This is a genomic window from Mucilaginibacter sp., assembly GCF_036568825.1.
Taxonomy (GTDB): domain Bacteria; phylum Bacteroidota; class Bacteroidia; order Sphingobacteriales; family Sphingobacteriaceae; genus Mucilaginibacter.
The window spans coordinates 48,287-67,051 of record NZ_DATCRU010000032.1; the positions used below are offsets into that span (position 1 = coordinate 48,287).

Here is an 18,765-nt window from a genome sequence, read left to right on the forward strand (position 1 = left end):
TTTTAACAAGAAGAGGTTTTTTTTATTGCCGGGAATTTTTAAAAACGATATATTTATCATTGTTTTCCAGAGACCTTAACACAAATTTGTATGATAAAAAATTTACTACTCCTCTCATCATTTTTCCTAATCAATTATTCTCTTAAAGCGCAGGAACATTTTATAAGCTATCATAATGATGCGGAAAAAACACTGATGGCAAATGCGAAACTGCCCGATGATTACATAAAATTGGCGTTGACAGCCAAAATGAGTGAAGCTGATGCCAACTCAACCATTGCCCAATTGAATGATCACATAAAACAATTAGACTGGGAATCAACCGCTAATCAGAAACCTGAAAGAAGATTAAAACAGCTTTTTCAAATGGTGCATGCTACTTTTTTGAAGCGGTATGAAGAAAAAGCATCTTTTGATCAGCTTTTTACAACCGGTGAATATCAGTGCGCGGGTGCGTCTATTCTTTATGCCTATATACTGGATAAATTTCAGGTGCCTTATGAGATAAAGGAACTGCCTACTCACGTATACGTGGTTGCTTATCCGGGCTCATATAATATTTTGCTGGAGACTACCGATCCTGAAAAGGGCTATTTTGTGCCGGATGCTAAAAGCAAAGAGAATTATATTAATGCTTTGATAAAGACTAAATATCTTGACCCTGACTATGTAAAGAAAGTTGGTACGGATAAAGCTTTTGACGAGTTTTTTTATAGCAAAACAAATATCAGCCTAAAAGAGGCCGTTGGGGTACTTTATTATAATGACGCCATTGAAGAAATGGACGATACGAAGTATAGTGATGCCTATTCAAATATAGCCAAAGCCCAGGTGCTATATCCGGCTAAAAAGAACGAGTTTTTGCAAAACGCCATAATGGAGGAATTGGTCAAGAATTTCAAATTTGAGGACATTAAGGACTGGGAGGGGTTGGTGTATAGCGTCAATTCTTCAAATAGTGATGAAGATAAAAAAAAGTATGTAGAATTTCAGTTCGATAACCTTATCCAAAAGAAATTATGGAAAGCAGGGCAAAAAAATAAAGTTGATGAGGTGCACAATTACCTGGAAAAGAATTTAAAGGATTCGACCCTTAAAAATGATATTGAAGATGAATACCTGATTGAAAACGCGCGATATGCGTACACTTCAAATAACTACACGGATGCGCAAACTTATTTGGAAAAAGCAATAGCGAGAAACCCTACAGATCCGCAACCAAAATCATTGCTAACAGATATGATCGGGCCAAAGTTTGCCGGTCAGCCTTCGTCTGAAACTGTTAAGTCACTGGATCAGTACATAGCCAGGTTCCCCTTTCTGGGAAATGACCCCAGGATCAGGTCAATTTGTTTATACAGTTATTCTTACCTGACGTATTATTATTTCTCAATTAATGATGGACAGCAAGGCGATAAATATCTGAAAACAATGTGTAATGAACTGGATACACACAGTAATTATCAGAATAAAAACGAAGAACAAATTGCTTTGGCTTTTGGCAGGGCCAGTGAGTTTTATTACAGAAAATACGGGAAATCAAAATCTATAGAGATTTTAAATACTGGTCTGAAATATGCGCCGGCAAATGAATTATTATTAAGGAAGATTAAGGTGTTAAAAGAATCTAAGTATTAAAAATCAATACTTTATTACCGTAATCAATTACTGCGCTATATTTCATCAGGATGTCGCCACCTAACACACCTAAAACTTCGGGGTGATTGAGCTGCCTGTAAGCAATATTAATGGCTGAAAGATCAAGCACGGCAACTTCAAAATCTGATAAATACAGATCGCCGATCTGAATGTCATTGATTATAGCGGTTGATGAACTCATATTGGTAACCCCCAAGCCTGTTGACAACCTTTCGCTGGCCACAATAGCTGCCCCTGATTGCTCTAACATATCATGATCAAAAGCAGTTTTAGAAGCGCCGGTATCTAATACGAGTATATATGGTGTGCCATTTACATTTATCTCAACCAGCGGATGATATCCATCGCCATGAAGATCGATAATTTGCAAAGGAACGGTTACAGTCATCAGGCAATAATAATCAATTTTTATTAGTTGTATTGGTTGTAGAAGTTGTAGTGGTTGTCGGTTACATTGCTCTTCACCGGTCAACTATTTAACCATTCAATAACTCACTCAATCACTAATTCACTCATTCACTAATTAAAAAGGATAACCTATAGCCAGGTTAAATACACCGTTCTGGGCTTTAAATTTATAAGGTTGCCCCGGTGGGAACGGATAACGTACGGGGAAACCGAGATCGGTACGAAGTACCAGGACAGTAACATCAAACCTCAATCCAAAGCCCCAATCCACAGCCATTTGATTGATGAAATCCTTGCCAAAGGCTGCACCGGGTAAGCCTGCATGTGGCCTTAGGTTCCATATATTTCCAGCATCCATAAATAGTGCGCCATATACGATACTGAATAGTTTTGGCCGATATTCCACGTTGGCTTCGATTTTTATATCACCCGACTCATCCGGTAGAAATCCACTTGCATTGGTAATCGTCTCCGAAGGAGTGTAAGTACCCGGGCCTATGGAACGTGCCCTGAAGCCACGCAAGCTATTGGTGCCACCAATAAAGAATTGCTGGCTATATGGCAGAATTGTAGAGTTGCCGTAAGGTAAACCAACCCCTACAATTAATCTGGTAGCTATACTGCTGTTAGGGCTGAGCTTATGATAAAAATGGAACTCATTCTCGATCTTCACATATTGATTAAAAGGAACGCCAAACAGTTTGCGTACCTTCCCGGCTAATGTATCAGCACCCGTTAACAAGCCATAAATGTTGCCGGATAGTGAAATCTTTCCGTTATAAAAATAGGTATTGGTACGGTTGGTTTGTGTTGTGGTCGTGTACGTATACCCGTAGCTTGGACCAAAGGTAAACTGGTTATCGATCACATGCTTCAGTGTTGGGTTTTGGGTGTGTTGTATGCTGTCAAGGTATTGTTGGGAGACATGAGCCGCATCAACACGGGTTACATTAATTAAATTCAGATCGTGGGTAACAAAGGTGTTTGACTTCCACTCATAACCCCATGATCCGGTGTAGGAATTTAAAAGATAAAGCTTATTTCGATCTACAAGTGTATACCCCAGCGTTAAATTGGTATGCGGGATATAAGCATTGTCCGCTTTTGGATCTGGGAATGGCATAATAAATCGCGGCCATGATAGAGTGGTCTGCACACCTGTCTGGTATACATTGTATCCCTGATTTTGTCCGGAGAATTGCACATCGGAGCTGCCAAATAAGGTAACCGTTAATGCCTCGGCGCCTTTAAAAGCGTTGCGGTTTTTCCAGTTGATATTAACCTGTGTACCCGTATAATTTGCTGAAGTTGTTCGCCCTAATACATCAAGCTGTAAAGACTTTTTTGGGTATTGTGTCAAAAAGTAGTACACATTTAGCTTCGATGAGTCGGCAGAAACATCTTCAAACCTGTTCTTTACAAACTTGAAAGGCCCCAGGTTGATCATCCTGTTCAGTGATTTATTATGATCAGTGCGGTTATATACTTCTCCCGGCTGCAGTAGTACGGAATTTTTAAATACAAAAGGCCTAACGGTATTTTTCGGATCGATCACATTATACCAGCGATATTTTACCGCCGAATCGAGTTTAAGCGCTGTATCTCTTAAAGTGTAATGCGGATAAACGTAAATATTATCGATCTTGTATATCCTGCGTGCTTCGTCGGCTGTTTCGTCTTTTACTTTTACATAAATATCCACCTGGTGGCCTTTTACCGTACTATCTACCCGCATGATCAGATCTTCAGGAGCGAAATAATAAAAACCTTCTTCTTTTAATTTGGCGTCAATGCGTACCCGCTCAGCCTTAATAATATCCAGGTTGTAGTTATTCCCAACAACAAAAAGAGTTTGCTTAATCGTACCTGCAACAGCCGTATCCACATCACTCTTGCCCGTTGGAAAAGATACCGAACGGATGGTATAATTTGACCCGGGCTCGACCGTGTATATCGCTTTGGCAATTTTCTTTTTACTGGTAGTATCTCCGCTCACTTGTGACTGGAAATAGCTTTCATTTTGCAGGCGACTTTGTAATATCTGAGCATTCTTGTTTACATCTACTTCGCTTATCAATACAGGTGGCTGACCGAATTTTGTATTGAGCCAATGACTTAGGCCTTTCTTTTTGTTGGTTTTGGTTTTATAATATATCCACAACTTTACCCGCATGCCTAGTATTTTTGAGTTAGGGTGAGGACGTAGTAAGTCGGTCAATTCGTCACTCATTCCTTTTGCATCTTTAGCGGTTACGTTCCCTGCTGTATCAGCAAATTTTACTGAACCACCATCATATAACTTTTGATTAGGGGCAAGATATTTGGTAGTGCTGCAGGCAGTCAGTACAGATGAAAGTATAAGTATATAGCGTAGTTTTAAATTCATAGGTCATTAGTTGGCTGCTTGCTGCTGTGTCTCTTTGGCTTCCTGATCTTTTTCTTTTTGCTCCTGTTTGTATTTACGTTCCAGCGCCTTGTCTTTAGGCGTTTTTCTTCTGAATATCTGACTAAATCGGTTGTAATCTACGGTCAGAGTAAAACCGACCCCCGTTTCAATGATTTCACCTTCAATCACCACAAATTGATCGCGACGATAGGCGCGCAATTGATAACGACCATCCTTACTAAGTTTATAGTTGACTGAAACATTGCCCGCTATATCAGTAGTCTTCTGTCCCGGTTGATTTTGGCCCTCGAGATTGAAATTGTTGCCTACGCTGACTGTAAGCCGGTCGTTCAGGAACCGCTTAGATAGGCCCACGTTCAAATCCGTTCGGTTTTGCGCCGTACCGGATGAGTAATCTTCACCGGACGTCAGTCCAAAATTTAAATCCACGCCTGCTATCAGGTTGCCAGCTAATCGATTCAACTGATCGGATAACAAGCTACTCACACTATTTCTAACCAAGCCTTCAACACCTGTGCTACCGCCCTGGCTTTGCAATGGATTATCGCCGATGAAGTGACCTAATACCAACACTCCCAGAACTTGCTTGTTTAGTTCATTTGGGTCTTGCCTTACCTGGGCAAGCCTTGAATCAACCGTATTAATTACATCCTGCGATACTGTATAACTACTATCTGGCAACACGATGTCGAAGCTGATATCTGGTTTCATTAATTCATTCTCCAATTTCAAGTCGACATTAAATGGCAGCTTTTGCTTGTACATAGTCTGATTTTCGGTGCCGGTTAATTGGTCGCTTACCAGGTCTATAGGAGGTACATCGGCTACATAAATAGCTGTCAGGTTGATATTGGCGCTGGTTGGGTCGCCCGTCCAGGTAATGGTGCTGCCTTTTTTGAAGTTGAATTTGCGGTTAACTGAGGCGTAAGAAAGATTGTATGATCCCTGCTCTACAGTATACGTCCCGGTCAGATTAGTTTTGCCACTTGGGTCGATTCCTCCATTTAATTGTGCTTCGCCCTTTATGTGAACTATATCACCATTGTTTTGATCGACTACAATATTGAAAACAGCATCCTTATTTATCCGGATTGTTGCATTCACATCCATTCCCGTCAGCTTACTTTTCTTTAATGAGTCGAGTTGCTTAGCCAGCATAATGGAGTCGGATTTCGGCGCATTTGGGTCGATAAATTCGACCACACCTTGCCGGTCTTCAATGCTTGGGTCGCTTGATGGAAGAACGATGGTCAAATCGGTTTTGTCGTTCACGGTCAGGTTCGCATCCACAACCGGTGAATTCATATCACCCCTTATTTTGATGTCGCTATTCAGGTAGAGCTTACCGTAGTACAGTTGGTTATCTTCCTGGGTAGAATTGATCACCCTGAAATTATCTGTGTGGATATTAACCCCGAATTTGTAATCGGTGTAGTTAGAGGTATAAACTGTACCTGTTACAATCGCTTTATTTCCCGTTGAATCGACCAACGTGAAATCATTAAAGCGTATGCCGTCATTATTGAATGTAATGCTTTCGCGCGGCATGCTGAAGTAGGAATTAAGCATCGATACATTAAAGCCTACCTTGTTAAAGTTGATATCGCCGCGTACTGCCGGGGCGGATGTTGTGCCTGCAATTTTCAACTGACCGGTAATATCACCGGTTGCTTCTTTAATACTGCCGAAACTGAAGCCTTCGATGCTTTTCATGTTCAGTTTCACGATGTTCAGATCAAGGTCAAAGCGACTTTGCGTAGCGGTGTAATATATCCCTTTCAGATCCACCTGATTACCTTTACCTGTAATGCCAACCTGGGCAGCAAAAGCATTTTCGGTTTGATTATTTACCTTGATGGCGATATTGCCTACGGTATCTCCTTTAAAATTAAAATCGCCAATATTTAAGGCTGACGTAAATACAGGTGATTTCTGGAAATTACTGATCGTGGCATCGCCGTTGATCACACCGCCAACTTGCAATGAATCCTGCTGAGCAATCCGTGTTAAAGTCTCGATATGGAAATTTTTAAAATCGATTTTAACCGGGGCATTCATTTGCTGCTCAGTGCTGTTAACGCTGAGTGTCTGGTTACTGTTGGTGATGGTGAAATCTTTGGCGAATATGCCTTTGGTGCCAAACTGTAATGCATTATCAGCATTTACAGCCCACGGTTTATAATCAAGAACCAATCCATTTTGCAGGAAACTGAATTGGTATTCGTCAGGTAATAAACTGAATACCCCGGCAATGCGGTAGCGTTCTTTCTTTGCTGCGTCGCGAACCTGTAAATTAATATTCAGTTTATCGTCTTCAGCCTTACCGGTTATGCTGGTATAAAGCAGGTTGATGGAAGACGATGCTTTGATCTGGTCAGCAGTCAGGCTATAATCCAACTCATCCTGGTTGGTTTTTATGGCCAGTTTTACATTGCTTATTTCATTAGTAGCATAAATTACCTTCGGTATATTGCCATTTACCACAAGGTCTCCGGTTTGGCTGTTGAACCATCCGTTAAATGTTATCGGATCCATCTGCTTCAGGTCAGGAGCAAAATCGGTGACCAAAGGAGTCTTTACTAAGCGCGCATCGAACTTGAATTGCTGCGGCGTATACTTTGGCTTAGCATTAACAATTTTTGATGCGATGGAGCGATTGAAATATTGATTAATTACATCCTGCATAGCTGCGCCAATCTCGGTTAGTTTGTATTTGCCAACCATGTGAGCATAAAGCATTGGAGTTGTGAGGCGGAGGCTGCTGCTATCCGCATTTGCAGTAGATACCAGGCTTACCGTATCGATTTTAATTCGTTTGCCCGATGCAAACATCACCAAATCAGTCGCTTTAATATTGGCATTCAGGTAATCAGGGTCGGCAGTTGGAACGTTTGCCTCGATTTTACCATGAAAACGCGTTTCGTCAGTTGCCAGATTCAGATTTTTAAGGTTGATGCTATCCACCATTAGCGTTGCATTAACCGATGGATATTTTTTGTTCATGTTAGCTTTCGCATTCAGACTGAAATTGATGTTCGGATCTTTCATGCGGGCAATGGCGGTATAGCTGCCATTTACAGCTGTGCCCTTCAGCGACAGGTTTTTATAAGTATAACCCTTAACGTAAGCGCTGGCAATGTCGCCGTTAAATTGAAAACTTGCGGTTTTAGGGTCGATACCCGTGCCTGATATCTCAGTTGACAAGGTAACGCTGCCCAATTGTTGAGGCTGCTTAGTTAAGGCACCCACGTTGAGCTGATTTAAATTGACATGTGCTGAATAGGTGGCTTTCTGCTTATTGGTACCATTCTTCATTTGTGCAGTTACATCGGCACTGCCCAGGCTTGATTTTAAAGCCAGTTTGGTATTGAAATTGGCCATGCTGCCTTTGAAGTTGCCTTTCAGGTTCATGTTTTCAGGAATGTCGACATTGGATGGGATCATTCCCGCCGGAACGACTTTTGCCAGGTCACCGCGGCTGGTATTGAAGTCATTGATCGTTACATCAAAGTAGGTCTTATTCATATCAGGCAGGCCCTTCATTTTCGCCGATGCTTTAATATGCGTGTTGCTCAAACCTGTGATCTCCAAAGAAGGAATGTTCAAGTCGTTTACTCTTCCCATCACCTGACCATTGATCTTAAATACACTGTTTGGCGAGTGTTTAAATGGCTCCATTGATGCCATGGTTGGCATAACGAGCAGTACATCTTTTAACCCCAGGCGACTGCCATCCAGATCGGCGTTAATACTGATCTTCCCTAAATCTTTACTGATATTGGCCAGAGAAGGGTAACCAACTTCTAATTTCTTTTGCAGAACCGTTTGCGGTGTTTCCAGATAAAGATCATTCAGGTAAGATTTGTGCTCGCCATAAAAGAAATCGGTATGGAATTTTCTGATGGCCAATCCGCTTTTTTCAGTAAAAGTCAGATTGTTGATCTTTCCTGAAGAACTATCGGCGCTGTAAGCCAGGTTCTCCAGATCGGCATTCAGATCACGAATGTTCATATGCGCGTAATCCAGGCCGTTCTTTAATGGGGCTTGTCCATTGTTATCAAACTGAATATTATCATTCTTAAAGCTGAGCTTTCGTAAGACAGCAGACCAGGGTTTGCCAGTCTGTGGTTTAGCCACCAATGTGTCGATCTTTTTTACTGTTTTTACGACCGCCTTTTTTACCGTTTGTGGTTTAGCAAAAGTGAGCGAGGCGCGGGTATCATCCAATGAAATATTATTGATATCAGCTACCTGATTTTTCAGATCGAGCTTATTCATCTCGATCAAAAACTCACCGAGATTTACATTGGCCGCCATTTCGTTGGTACTGTAGTCTACCTTAATTCGTGATAGTTCGATAGTGCCCAGGTTAAGGGTCATATTAATAGGTTGCGTAGCTGTATCAACAACTGCGGCCTTTTGAATAGATGAACCCGAAGGCGTCTGGACAATCTTGGCATCAATATCCGATATGGTGATCTTCGGAATCGAAAATTTCATTTTATTCATATCAAAGTCCTTGATACGGGTATCAAAGTGACCCAAAATGAATTTTACATTGTTGCCATTGGTCAGGTCGTTATAGCCGATATTGATCTTGTTCAGAATAATCTTATCCAATGAGATCTTCATTGATGAAGTATCATTCGGATTAGCCGGCTTTGAAGGCCCGTTATTAAATGCCTTAATAATATAATCGAAGTTGAAAACACTGTCCTTATTGCGGTAAACATTGGCGGTGATACCTTTCAGGTTGATCTCGTTTACGGTTAGCTTGTGATGAAGCAGGTCCAGCAGACTTACATCCAGTTTGAGCTGATCGCCGGCGACAAGCGTGTCCCGCCTTTGGTCTTCCATGTAAACGCTGTCGATAACGATCAGCTTTGGAAGCCCCAAACTGATATGCCCGATCTTAACTTTGGAGTGGATCTTATTCTGAACGTAATTAACCGCTTTGTCTTTAATAAAATTCTGAACACCGGGTATCTGGATCAGAATAATGAGCACCAGAACCAGGAACAAAATACTGCCAATAATCCACAGGACAGTCTTTAAGGCTATGCGGCCAAATTTTTTCAATGGTATATGTTTTTCAATGGTTTTTTTATAACCTATAATACTATAAAATGGTTTGCTGTTGAACTCAATTTACTGAATTAGTTTGTGTTTTCCAGTTTTCGACATAAGTAAGTTATTCCGTCCTTGTTGGCGTTGTCATCACAGGTGTTCGAAAGATGGCTTTTTTCACGCAATGCGTGTGTGGTGTCATGCTGAGGTTCTCGAAGTATGGTGGGCAAAGGCCTTTACACCATGCATTGCGTTAATGCATAGTTCACGATACCCAACGCGCATGCTTCGAGAGCCTCAGCATGACACCCGTTTGATCTTCCGAACACCTGTGGTGACAACACTAACGATGGCAGAAAATAATTTTCCACCATAATTAAGAGCGTGTTAGTAAAAAAAGCAGTGTCTGGTTTCGATTAAATCTTGCGTAATTTTAGATTTGTATTCTTCGGAAAAGTTGATCCAGATTAGTTATGCCAGATTTTTCTCACTTACACGTACATACCCAATTCTCGCTGTTAGACGGTGCTGCTGATATCTCCAAGCTATATAAAAAAGCCGCTGCCGATGGCATGAAGGCCCTGGCCATTACTGACCATGGGAATATGTTCGGGGTGTTCAAGTTTGTGGCGGAAGCTGGTAAACATAATGTGAAGCCTATCGTAGGCTGCGAATTTTATGTGGTAGCTGATCGCCATGTAAAACAGTTTACCAAGGAGAAAAAAGACGTACGTTGCCATCAATTATTGCTGGCAAAAAATGCCGAAGGTTACCGTAACCTGGTAAAGCTTTGCTCGCTTGGATATATGGAGGGCCTTTACAGTAAATGGCCCCGTATTGATAAAGAGCTTATCGTAAAATATCATAAGGGATTGATCGCTACTACCTGTTGTATCGGGGCGTCAGTTCCGCAGGCGATATTAAGAGAAGGTGAGGAGAGAGCAGAAGAAGAATTCAAATGGTGGCTCGATCTTTTTGGCGAAGATTATTACATCGAACTACAACGTCACGATATCCCTGAACAGAATACAGTAAATGAGGTGCTGTTAAAATTTGCAAAGAAGCATAATGTAAAGGTGATCTGCTCCAACGACTCACATTATGTGGATCAGCAGGATGCCAACGCACATGATATATTGCTTTGTGTGAACACCGGAGATATGCAAAGCACACCAATTGCAACAGATGAAGAGGGTGGTAAAGGCTATCGTTTTGGTTTCCCGAACGATCAATTCTACTTCAAAACACAGGCAGAAATGGGTAAGCTGTTTCATGACCTGCCTGAATCGCTGGATAATACCAACGAGATTGTCGATAAAGTAGAAGTGCTGAAACTTAAGCGTGATATCATGCTTCCTAACTTCGTTATCCCCGAAGAATTTAAGATACACAACACGCCTGATGCAGATACCCTTAACCAGTGGGAATATCTGAAGCACTTGACCTTTATGGGTGCAAAGGAACGGTACAAGGATATTACTCCAGAGGTAGAGGAACGACTAAACTTTGAGTTGTTTACTATCCGCACAATGGGTTTTGCCGGATATTTTCTGATTGTGGCTGACTTTATTAAGGCTGGTCGCGATATGGGTGTGTTTATCGGTCCGGGTCGTGGTTCGGCGGCTGGATCGGTGGTAGCTTATTGTATAGGTATCACCAATATCGATCCGATCAAATACAACCTGCTTTTCGAAAGGTTCCTGAATCCCGACCGTAAGTCGATGCCCGATATTGATACGGACTTCGATGATTCGGGCCGTCAGCGTGTGATCGATTATGTGGTTGACAAATATGGCAAAAACCAGGTAGCGCAGATCATTACTTACGGTTCTATGGCTGCACGTACAAGTATACAGGACGTTGGTCGTGTATTGGATATGCCATTATCCGAAGTGAGTGCCTTGAAAAAGCTGGTGCCCGAAACGTTGGGTATCACCCTGCGCCAGGCTATAGACCAGGTTCCGGAACTACAAGATATTTATAAAGACCCCGGACTGAAAGGCACTGTACTGCGTGAAGCGGAAAAGCTGGAAGGATCGGTACGTAATACAGGTGTGCACGCTGCAGGTATTATTATTGCTCCGGATGATTTGACCAATATTGTTCCGGTAGCTACTGCAAAAGACTCGGATCTGCTGGTTACACAGTTCGACGGCCGTGTGATTGAGGATGCCGGTGTAATCAAGATGGACTTTCTTGGTCTGAAAACCCTTACTATCATTAAAGATGCGCTGCGACTGATCAAGCAAAATCACGGCGTAGAAATAGATATAGATTATATCCCGCTGGACGATGCAGAAACTTTTGCACTTTATCAGCGTGGGGATACCAACGGTACATTCCAGTTTGAAAGTGACGGTATGCAAATGTACCTGCGCGATCTTAAGCCCGATAAGTTTGAGGATTTGATCGCGATGAACGCACTCTATCGGCCGGGGCCGATAGAGTACATTCCTAACTTTATCAGCCGCAAGCACGGCCGCGAGCCGATCACCTTCGATTTGGATGATATGGAGGAATACCTGGGCGAAACCTATGGTATTACCGTGTACCAGGAACAGGTGATGCTTCTGTCACAGAAACTGGCTGGCTTCAGCAAGGGTGATGCCGATGTGTTGCGTAAGGCGATGGGTAAGAAGCAGATAGAGGTGCTGAACAAGATGGAGGCGCAGTTTATGGATGGGGCCATGGCCAAAGGTCACCCTAAAGATAAACTGACCAAGATTTGGACCGACTGGAAAGCCTTTGCCCAATATGCATTCAATAAATCACACTCTACGTGCTATGCTTTCGTAGCCTATCAAACAGCCTTTCTCAAAGCGCACTACCCGGCAGAATACATGGCCGCGGTATTGAATAATCAAAACTCGATAGAAAAAATTTCCTTCTTTATGGAGGAATGCCGCCGTATGGGCGTGCCTGTGCTTGGTCCGGATATTAATGAGTCGGACATGGCATTTTCTGTAAATAAAAAAGGAGAGGTGCGTTTCGGGTTGACGGGCGTTAAAGGCGTAGGTGAAAAAGCCATAGAAAGCATTATTGAAGAACGTGAAAAGAATGGTCCATACCAATCGGTATATGATTTTGCGAGACGATCAAACTCACGTTCAGTAAATAAAAAATCATACGAAAACCTGGTTTATAGCGGAGCTTTTGATGAGTTTAAGTTGAACCGCGCCCAGTTCTTTGCTAAAACAGAGAATGGTATTCTTACAGGGGTTGAACGCTTGAGTAAATATGGCGTTGATTATCAGAATACTCAGAGCAGTTCGCAATCTTCACTTTTCGGTGGTTCAGTAGCATCCTATATTCCCGAGCCGCCTATGCCGGAATGCGAGGAATGGCCACTTATAGAGAAGCTGAAATATGAAAAAGATGTGATCGGCATTTATCTGACCGGTCACCCGCTGGATAATTATAAACTGGAATTACAGCGTTACTGTAACGCTACTGTATCCGACTTGAACAATATGCAGAAGGCACGTTCTGGCGAAGGTGGGGATGAGATTAAAGCTGCTTTTGCCGAGCTTCGGAAAAAAGGGGAGTTAAGTATAGGCGGCCTTGTTTCAAGTGTTCAGCACAAAATGACTAAAACCGGGAAACCGTTCGGTACATTTAAGTTGGAGGGTTATAATGATTCGTACGAGTTTGCCCTTTTTGGCGAAGATTATGTGAAATTCAGGAACCTGCTGGTGGATGGATACTTCCTGCACATCAAAGGCAATATCGAAGAAAAATTCAGGCAAAAGGACAACTGGGATCTGCGCATCGCTACCATGTCGTTGTTGTCCGAAATGCGCGATAAACTGACCAAATCTGTAACCGTTTGTATTGATTTGAATGCACTGAGTGATAATTTGATGAGTAACCTGGAGCAAATTGTTGAGGAGAATAATCAAAAATATCCGGTAAAAAATTGCACGCTGCGGTTTATGGTGAGGGACATGGAAGAGTCGTTGCTGATCGAATTGCCGAGCAAAACATTCAAGGTAAATCCAAGTGATGACCTGATGGCTGAGATACACAGTTTGACGCATGCAGAGCCGATGCTCAAATAGATTCTACTTAGATTACAATCATGATTAAGACTTTTCTTATATTTTTATTATCGTTGTTAAGCTTGACATCATTTGCTCAAAAGGAAGACAGGCTTAATACTTTTATTAAAAAAGAGGGGTATACAAGACTTACAGATACAGGGAGTTGGCCTAAAATTGTAAGGCCTGAATTTGATTTTATAAAAAACTATTTTCTTGCCAATAACCTGGTCTTAAATGATTATTACATTCCTCGGAATCATATATTTATTACTAGATCCCAATATAGGATAACAGTACGGCATATCAAAGGGTTAATTATCCTAGCAGAATTAGAATATAAGAATAAGCACAGAGAACAACAGGAAGGAATTTTGGGAAATATCAGTGGTAAGGATGGACAATTTATTATTGATATCAATACCAATAATATTAAGTTTTTTCCGGAGGAGTAGCAAGGTATTATACGATTGTTCACTAAATGGGGCATTGTTAATAAAATAATTTGAGCTTAACTGCCATTAAGACTACATTTATTGTCACCCATAAGTTAATGTGTCATCTGTACATAATAGGATTGTCACATTGTCATAGGTGCACTTGTGGCAAGCAATTTGAATAGTATATATTTGTAAATAATTTAAATCAAAAAAGATCATGGCTTTAGAAATAACTGATGCAAACTTTGAAGAACTAGTTCTCAAAGCAGATAAACCGGTATTAATTGACTTTTGGGCAGAATGGTGCGGTCCGTGTCGCATGGTTGGTCCGGTAGTTGAAGAAATTGCGAAAGAGTATAGCGGTAAGGCTGTTGTTGGCAAAGTAAATGTTGACAACAACCCTGGTATCTCGATGAAGTTCGGTATCCGCAATATCCCTGCTTTGTTATACTTCAACAAAGGCGAGATCGTTGACAAACAGATCGGTGCAGTGCCAAAATCGATACTTGCCGGTAAGTTAGATAAACAGTTAGCATAATATATATCAACCAGTATAAAAAGGCCCGTCTTGAATTCCGAGACGGGCCATTTTTTTGAACACGATTTAAAGATTTATACGATTATCATGATTTGATCGTATAAATCTTTAAATCGTGTTTTTGTTTGAATACACCAATCTGTTAGCTACATTAGCAGTATGCCCAAACTAAGTGATGAACAGGAAATACGCCACCTGGCCAATCTGGAACTTCTGGCCCGGCAGGTAGTGGAGGGATTTATAACCGGCTTGCATCAAAGCCCTTTTCATGGCTTTTCTGTTGAGTTTGCCGAACATCGTCTGTATAATAACGGCGAATCTGTAAAAAATATCGATTGGAAATTATTAGCACGAACTGATAAGCTCTTCGTAAAGCAATTTGAAGAGGAAACTAACCTGCGCTGCTACCTATTGCTGGATACTTCATCATCCATGAATTACCCGGAGAAGGGGATGGATAAGCTACAATTTTCTATCTACTCGGTTGCTTCCCTGGCTTATCTTTTCAAAAAGCAAAGAGATGCATTCGGGCTGTGCTTATTCTCCGATAAGATCGACTGGATAAGTGCCGCCAGGTCAACCTCAAAACACTTGTTTTATCTTTTTGCCGAACTGGAAAAAGTTTACAATCAGCCTAAAAAGAATGCGACGACCAATATTACTGACGTATTGCATCACGTAGCCGAAGAAGTTCATCAGCGTTCTATGATCATCATTTTCAGCGATATGCTGGAGAATAATTATACCGAAGAAAAGCTTCAGGCCCTGTTTGCTGCTATTCAGCATTTGAAATATAACAAGCATGAGGTGGTGATATTTAATGTGAATGATCGCCAGAAAGAATTGGATTTCGATTTCGATAACCGCCCGCATCATTTTGTGGATATCGAAAGCGGAGAGGAGATCAAGGTTCATCCGAATAAGATTCGCGAAGCATACCGTTCAAACCTGGATAGTTACCGCCACCAATTGGAACTGAAATGTGCGCAATACCATATCGACCTGGTTGACGCTAATATTCACGATGGCTATAACAATATACTGAAGGCTTACCTGGTGAAGCGGAACAGCATGATCTAAGTAACAAATTAAATACAAAAGGAGTAAAAACAGGGTTTTTAAAACGGAAATCAAATATTAGATTTGTTGCTGCCACTTTTTATAGAATACCTATTTAATAATTCATTTTAATGGACGATATCCAGATCAAGAAGCAGCCGAAAAAATACGATGCCATTATCGTAGGTTCGGGTGCCGGCGGCGGCATGGCCGCGTATGTTTTAGCTAATGCAGGTTTAAAAGTTTGTTTGCTAGAAGCAGGTCCAAATTATGATCCCGCGAAAAACTCATCACAATTAAAACAACCATGGGAATCACCGCGCCGTGGCGCCAGCACAAAATTTCGTCCGTTTGGCGACTTTGATGGCTGTTACTGGGGCTGGGAAATTGACGGCGAGCCATATACTCAAAAGGACGGAAGTAACTGGGAGTGGTGGCGCGCACGTATGGTGGGTGGTCGTACCAATCACTGGGGGCGTATTTCGCTTCGGTTCGGACCGAATGACTTCAAACGTCGCAGTATAGATGGTTTGGGTGATGACTGGCCAATCAGTTATGATGATGTAAAACCTTACTATGATAAAATAGATAAGTTGATCGGTGTATTTGGAACCAACGAAGGTTTATATAATGACCCGGATGGTTTGTTCTTGCCACCTCCAAAACCGAGGCTGCACGAGTTGTTTATAAAGAAGGCTGCCGGTAATATTAATATCCCGGTAATACCTTCACGTTTATCTATATTAACCAAGAAGATCAATAAAGACCGTGGGGAATGTTTCTACTGCGCACAGTGTGGTCGCAGTTGTAAAATTTATGCCGACTTTTCATCTTCATCGGCATTGGTAATACCAGCAGTCGCTACAGGTAATGTCGATCTGGTGGTGAATGCCATGGCACGCGAGGTATTAACCAATCGGGATGGTTTGGCTACCGGTGTTTCTTATGTGAACAAAGAAGATATGCAGGAATATCAGGTATTTGGCCGTACAGTGATTTTAGCTGCCAGTGCTTGCGAAAGCGCGAGATTGATGCTGAATTCTAAATCAAGCCGTTATCCTAATGGTATCGGTAACTCAAGTGGCGTGGTAGGTAAATACCTGCACGACTCAACCGGTGCCGATATGGGTGGTATCATCCCTGCGTTGTTCGACCGTAAACGCTATAATGAAGACGGCGTGGGTGGTATGCACGTATATACCCCATGGTGGCTGGATAACAAGAAACTGGATTTCCCCCGCGGTTATCACATAGAATATGGTGGTGGTTTTGGTATGCCATTATACGGGTTCAACTGGGATATCCAGAACCTGAATGGTATGTTCAAGGTTCACGGCAAACAAAAAGAAGCAGGCGGTTATGGTGCTTCTCTGAAAGAAGATTACCGTTATTTCTTCGGTGCGCACGTAGGTATGGCCGGCAGGGGCGAAGGCATTGCCCGTGAGGATAGTTATTGCGAGATCGACCCGAATGTGGTAGATAAATACGGTATCCCGGTATTGCGTTTCCATACCAAATGGACCGATTACGAGATCAACCAGGCTAAGCACATGAAGGAAACCTTCAAAGAGATATTGCACAGCATGGGTGCTGTAGTTACCTGGGGTGGAGATGACGGTCCGCATAATAACTACGGTTTGCACAATCCCGGTAATATTATTCACGAGGCCGGAACAGTGCGTATGGGTAATGATGCCAAGAAATCGCCTTTGAATAAGTATAGCCAGTCCCACGACGTGAAAAATCTGTTCTGTGTAGATGGCGGGCAGTTTGTATCGCAGGCGGATAAAAATATCACCTGGACGATACTGGCGCTTTCAATGCGTGCATCGGAGTATATAGTTGACCAAATGAAAAAACAAAATATTTAATTCTGTTATCATGGATAGAAGAGATTCCCTTAAAGCCCTGATCGTTGGTGGTATATCTACCTCGGTTTTGCTGGATGCCTGCAAGCAGCCTGCAAAAGAGGGTGCCGAGAATACCGAAAATAAAGACGCTAAAGGGCCGGATGAATCCGACCGTATGGCAGAAGAAAAGCTGGTGAATAAACAATTGCGTGAAGCGCCAAAGTTTTTCAATGAAAATGAAATGGCCACCATTACCATTTTGGGCGATATCATTATCCCTAAAGATGATGTAAGCGGAAGCGCTTCGGACGCAAAAGTGCCTGATTTTATCGAGTTTATAGTAAAAGATATGCCTGAGCACCAAACGCCTATGCGCGGTGGACTGCGCTGGCTGGACATGCATTGCCTGACACGTTATGACAAGGCTTTTAAAGATTGCAACCATACCCAGCAAATGGAAATGGTTGATGAGATCGCCTGGCCTAAAAAAGCAAAACCCGAAATGCAGCAGGGTGTGGCTTTTTTTAACCTGATGCGTAACCTGACTGCTACCGGCTTTTACACCTCGGAGATAGGCGTAAAAGATGTAGGCTACAAAGGCAACGCACCAAATCAATGGAACGGCGTGCCGGATGACGTATTGAAACAATACAACATGGCCTACACCGAAAAAGAGCTGAAAGAATGTATCAGCTTTCCTACGAAAGCATAAACAAAGGCCCCGGTTTATTCGGGGCCTTTTCATTTAATTACTGGCTTCAGTTTGTAACTGAATGCCTTCAGATGTTTGACAGTTAAACTGATTGTTGAACATGTGTACTACTATGGGACATTAGTGCTAAATTAGGTCGACGATTTTCAAAATCTGACAATGCAACAATACCAGACCTTTATTATATCTCAGACAAAAAAGCATTTCCAGGAAATAAACAGAACCCATAATGGCAACAACCAGGACCGATTTAAGTGCCTTAAACGACAGGCAACAAGAAGCTGTTATCAGTGATGACAAACGTCTACTGGTTCTTGCCGGCGCAGGTTCAGGAAAGACGAAGACACTTTTACAAAAACTCATTTACTTAATTGAAGAACAAGGCGTAAGCCCCTCAAGTATACTTGCTATTACTTTCACAAAAAACGCCACAAACGAAATGATTGATCGCCTTATCATTTCGGCAGATGAAAGTGGCGAATATGAAAGACAACTTTTTGACAAGCGAAGGAGTTTTGTTGACAAAGAGAAAGAAAGATTTTTACAACAGAAAAAGTACAAATGGATTGACGGACTAACCGTCAAGAC

The 18,765-nt window shown here is 42.0% G+C and carries 11 protein-coding genes; 8 read left to right on the forward strand and 3 right to left on the reverse strand.

Annotation, left to right across the window (positions count from 1 at the left end; translation table 11 throughout):
* Positions 1–90: 90 nt before the first annotated feature.
* A complete protein-coding gene (locus VIM89_RS07050; RefSeq protein ID WP_488155437.1) occupies positions 91–1,638 on the forward strand; it encodes a hypothetical protein in 1,548 nt (515 codons plus the stop codon).
* Here VIM89_RS07050 and VIM89_RS07055 read toward each other — a convergent pair.
* The 3 genes from VIM89_RS07055 to VIM89_RS07065 all read right to left on the reverse strand — a co-directional run bounded on the left by VIM89_RS07055 (position 1,628) and on the right by VIM89_RS07065 (position 9,553).
* Positions 1,628–2,047, reverse strand: coding sequence for a retropepsin-like aspartic protease (locus VIM89_RS07055; RefSeq protein WP_488155438.1), 420 nt, complete (start codon positions 2,045–2,047; stop codon positions 1,628–1,630). The two genes, VIM89_RS07050 and VIM89_RS07055, sit on opposite strands and share 11 nt — an antisense overlap.
* Positions 2,048–2,182: 135 nt before the next feature.
* The gene (tamL, locus tag VIM89_RS07060) at positions 2,183–4,453 is read right to left on the reverse strand and encodes a translocation and assembly module lipoprotein TamL (RefSeq protein ID WP_488155439.1); all 2,271 of its coding nucleotides are present in this window, start codon (positions 4,451–4,453) and stop codon (positions 2,183–2,185) included.
* Positions 4,454–4,459: 6 nt separating this feature from the next.
* Positions 4,460–9,553, reverse strand: coding sequence for a translocation/assembly module TamB domain-containing protein (locus VIM89_RS07065; RefSeq protein ID WP_488155440.1), 5,094 nt, complete (start codon positions 9,551–9,553; stop codon positions 4,460–4,462).
* A 461-nt stretch (positions 9,554–10,014) separates the two neighbouring features.
* Between VIM89_RS07065 and dnaE the strand changes: the two genes are divergently transcribed.
* From dnaE to VIM89_RS07100, 7 genes are all read left to right on the forward strand, one after another.
* A complete protein-coding gene (gene dnaE / locus VIM89_RS07070) occupies positions 10,015–13,599 on the forward strand; it encodes a DNA polymerase III subunit alpha (protein ID WP_488155441.1) in 3,585 nt (1,194 codons plus the stop codon).
* Between the two features lie 20 nt (positions 13,600–13,619).
* Positions 13,620–14,033 (forward strand): hypothetical protein, encoded by a 414-nt coding sequence (locus tag VIM89_RS07075; RefSeq protein WP_488155442.1) that lies wholly within the window; start codon positions 13,620–13,622, stop codon positions 14,031–14,033.
* Between the two features lie 202 nt (positions 14,034–14,235).
* Positions 14,236–14,556, forward strand: coding sequence for a thioredoxin (trxA, locus tag VIM89_RS07080; RefSeq protein ID WP_488155443.1), 321 nt, complete (start codon positions 14,236–14,238; stop codon positions 14,554–14,556).
* A gap of 159 nt (positions 14,557–14,715) precedes the next feature.
* Positions 14,716–15,636: a DUF58 domain-containing protein gene (locus VIM89_RS07085; protein WP_488155444.1), complete on the forward strand. Its 921-nt coding sequence runs from the start codon at positions 14,716–14,718 to the stop codon at positions 15,634–15,636.
* A 110-nt stretch (positions 15,637–15,746) separates the two neighbouring features.
* Positions 15,747–17,486 carry a GMC family oxidoreductase gene (locus tag VIM89_RS07090; protein ID WP_488155445.1) on the forward strand — a complete coding sequence of 580 codons (1,740 nt, stop codon included), beginning with the start codon at positions 15,747–15,749 and terminating at the stop codon, positions 17,484–17,486.
* Between the two features lie 10 nt (positions 17,487–17,496).
* A complete protein-coding gene (locus VIM89_RS07095) occupies positions 17,497–18,177 on the forward strand; it encodes a gluconate 2-dehydrogenase subunit 3 family protein (protein WP_488155446.1) in 681 nt (226 codons plus the stop codon).
* Between the two features lie 229 nt (positions 18,178–18,406).
* Positions 18,407–18,765: UvrD-helicase domain-containing protein (locus VIM89_RS07100; protein WP_488155447.1), on the forward strand; the 359-nt coding region annotated here is incomplete at its 3' end.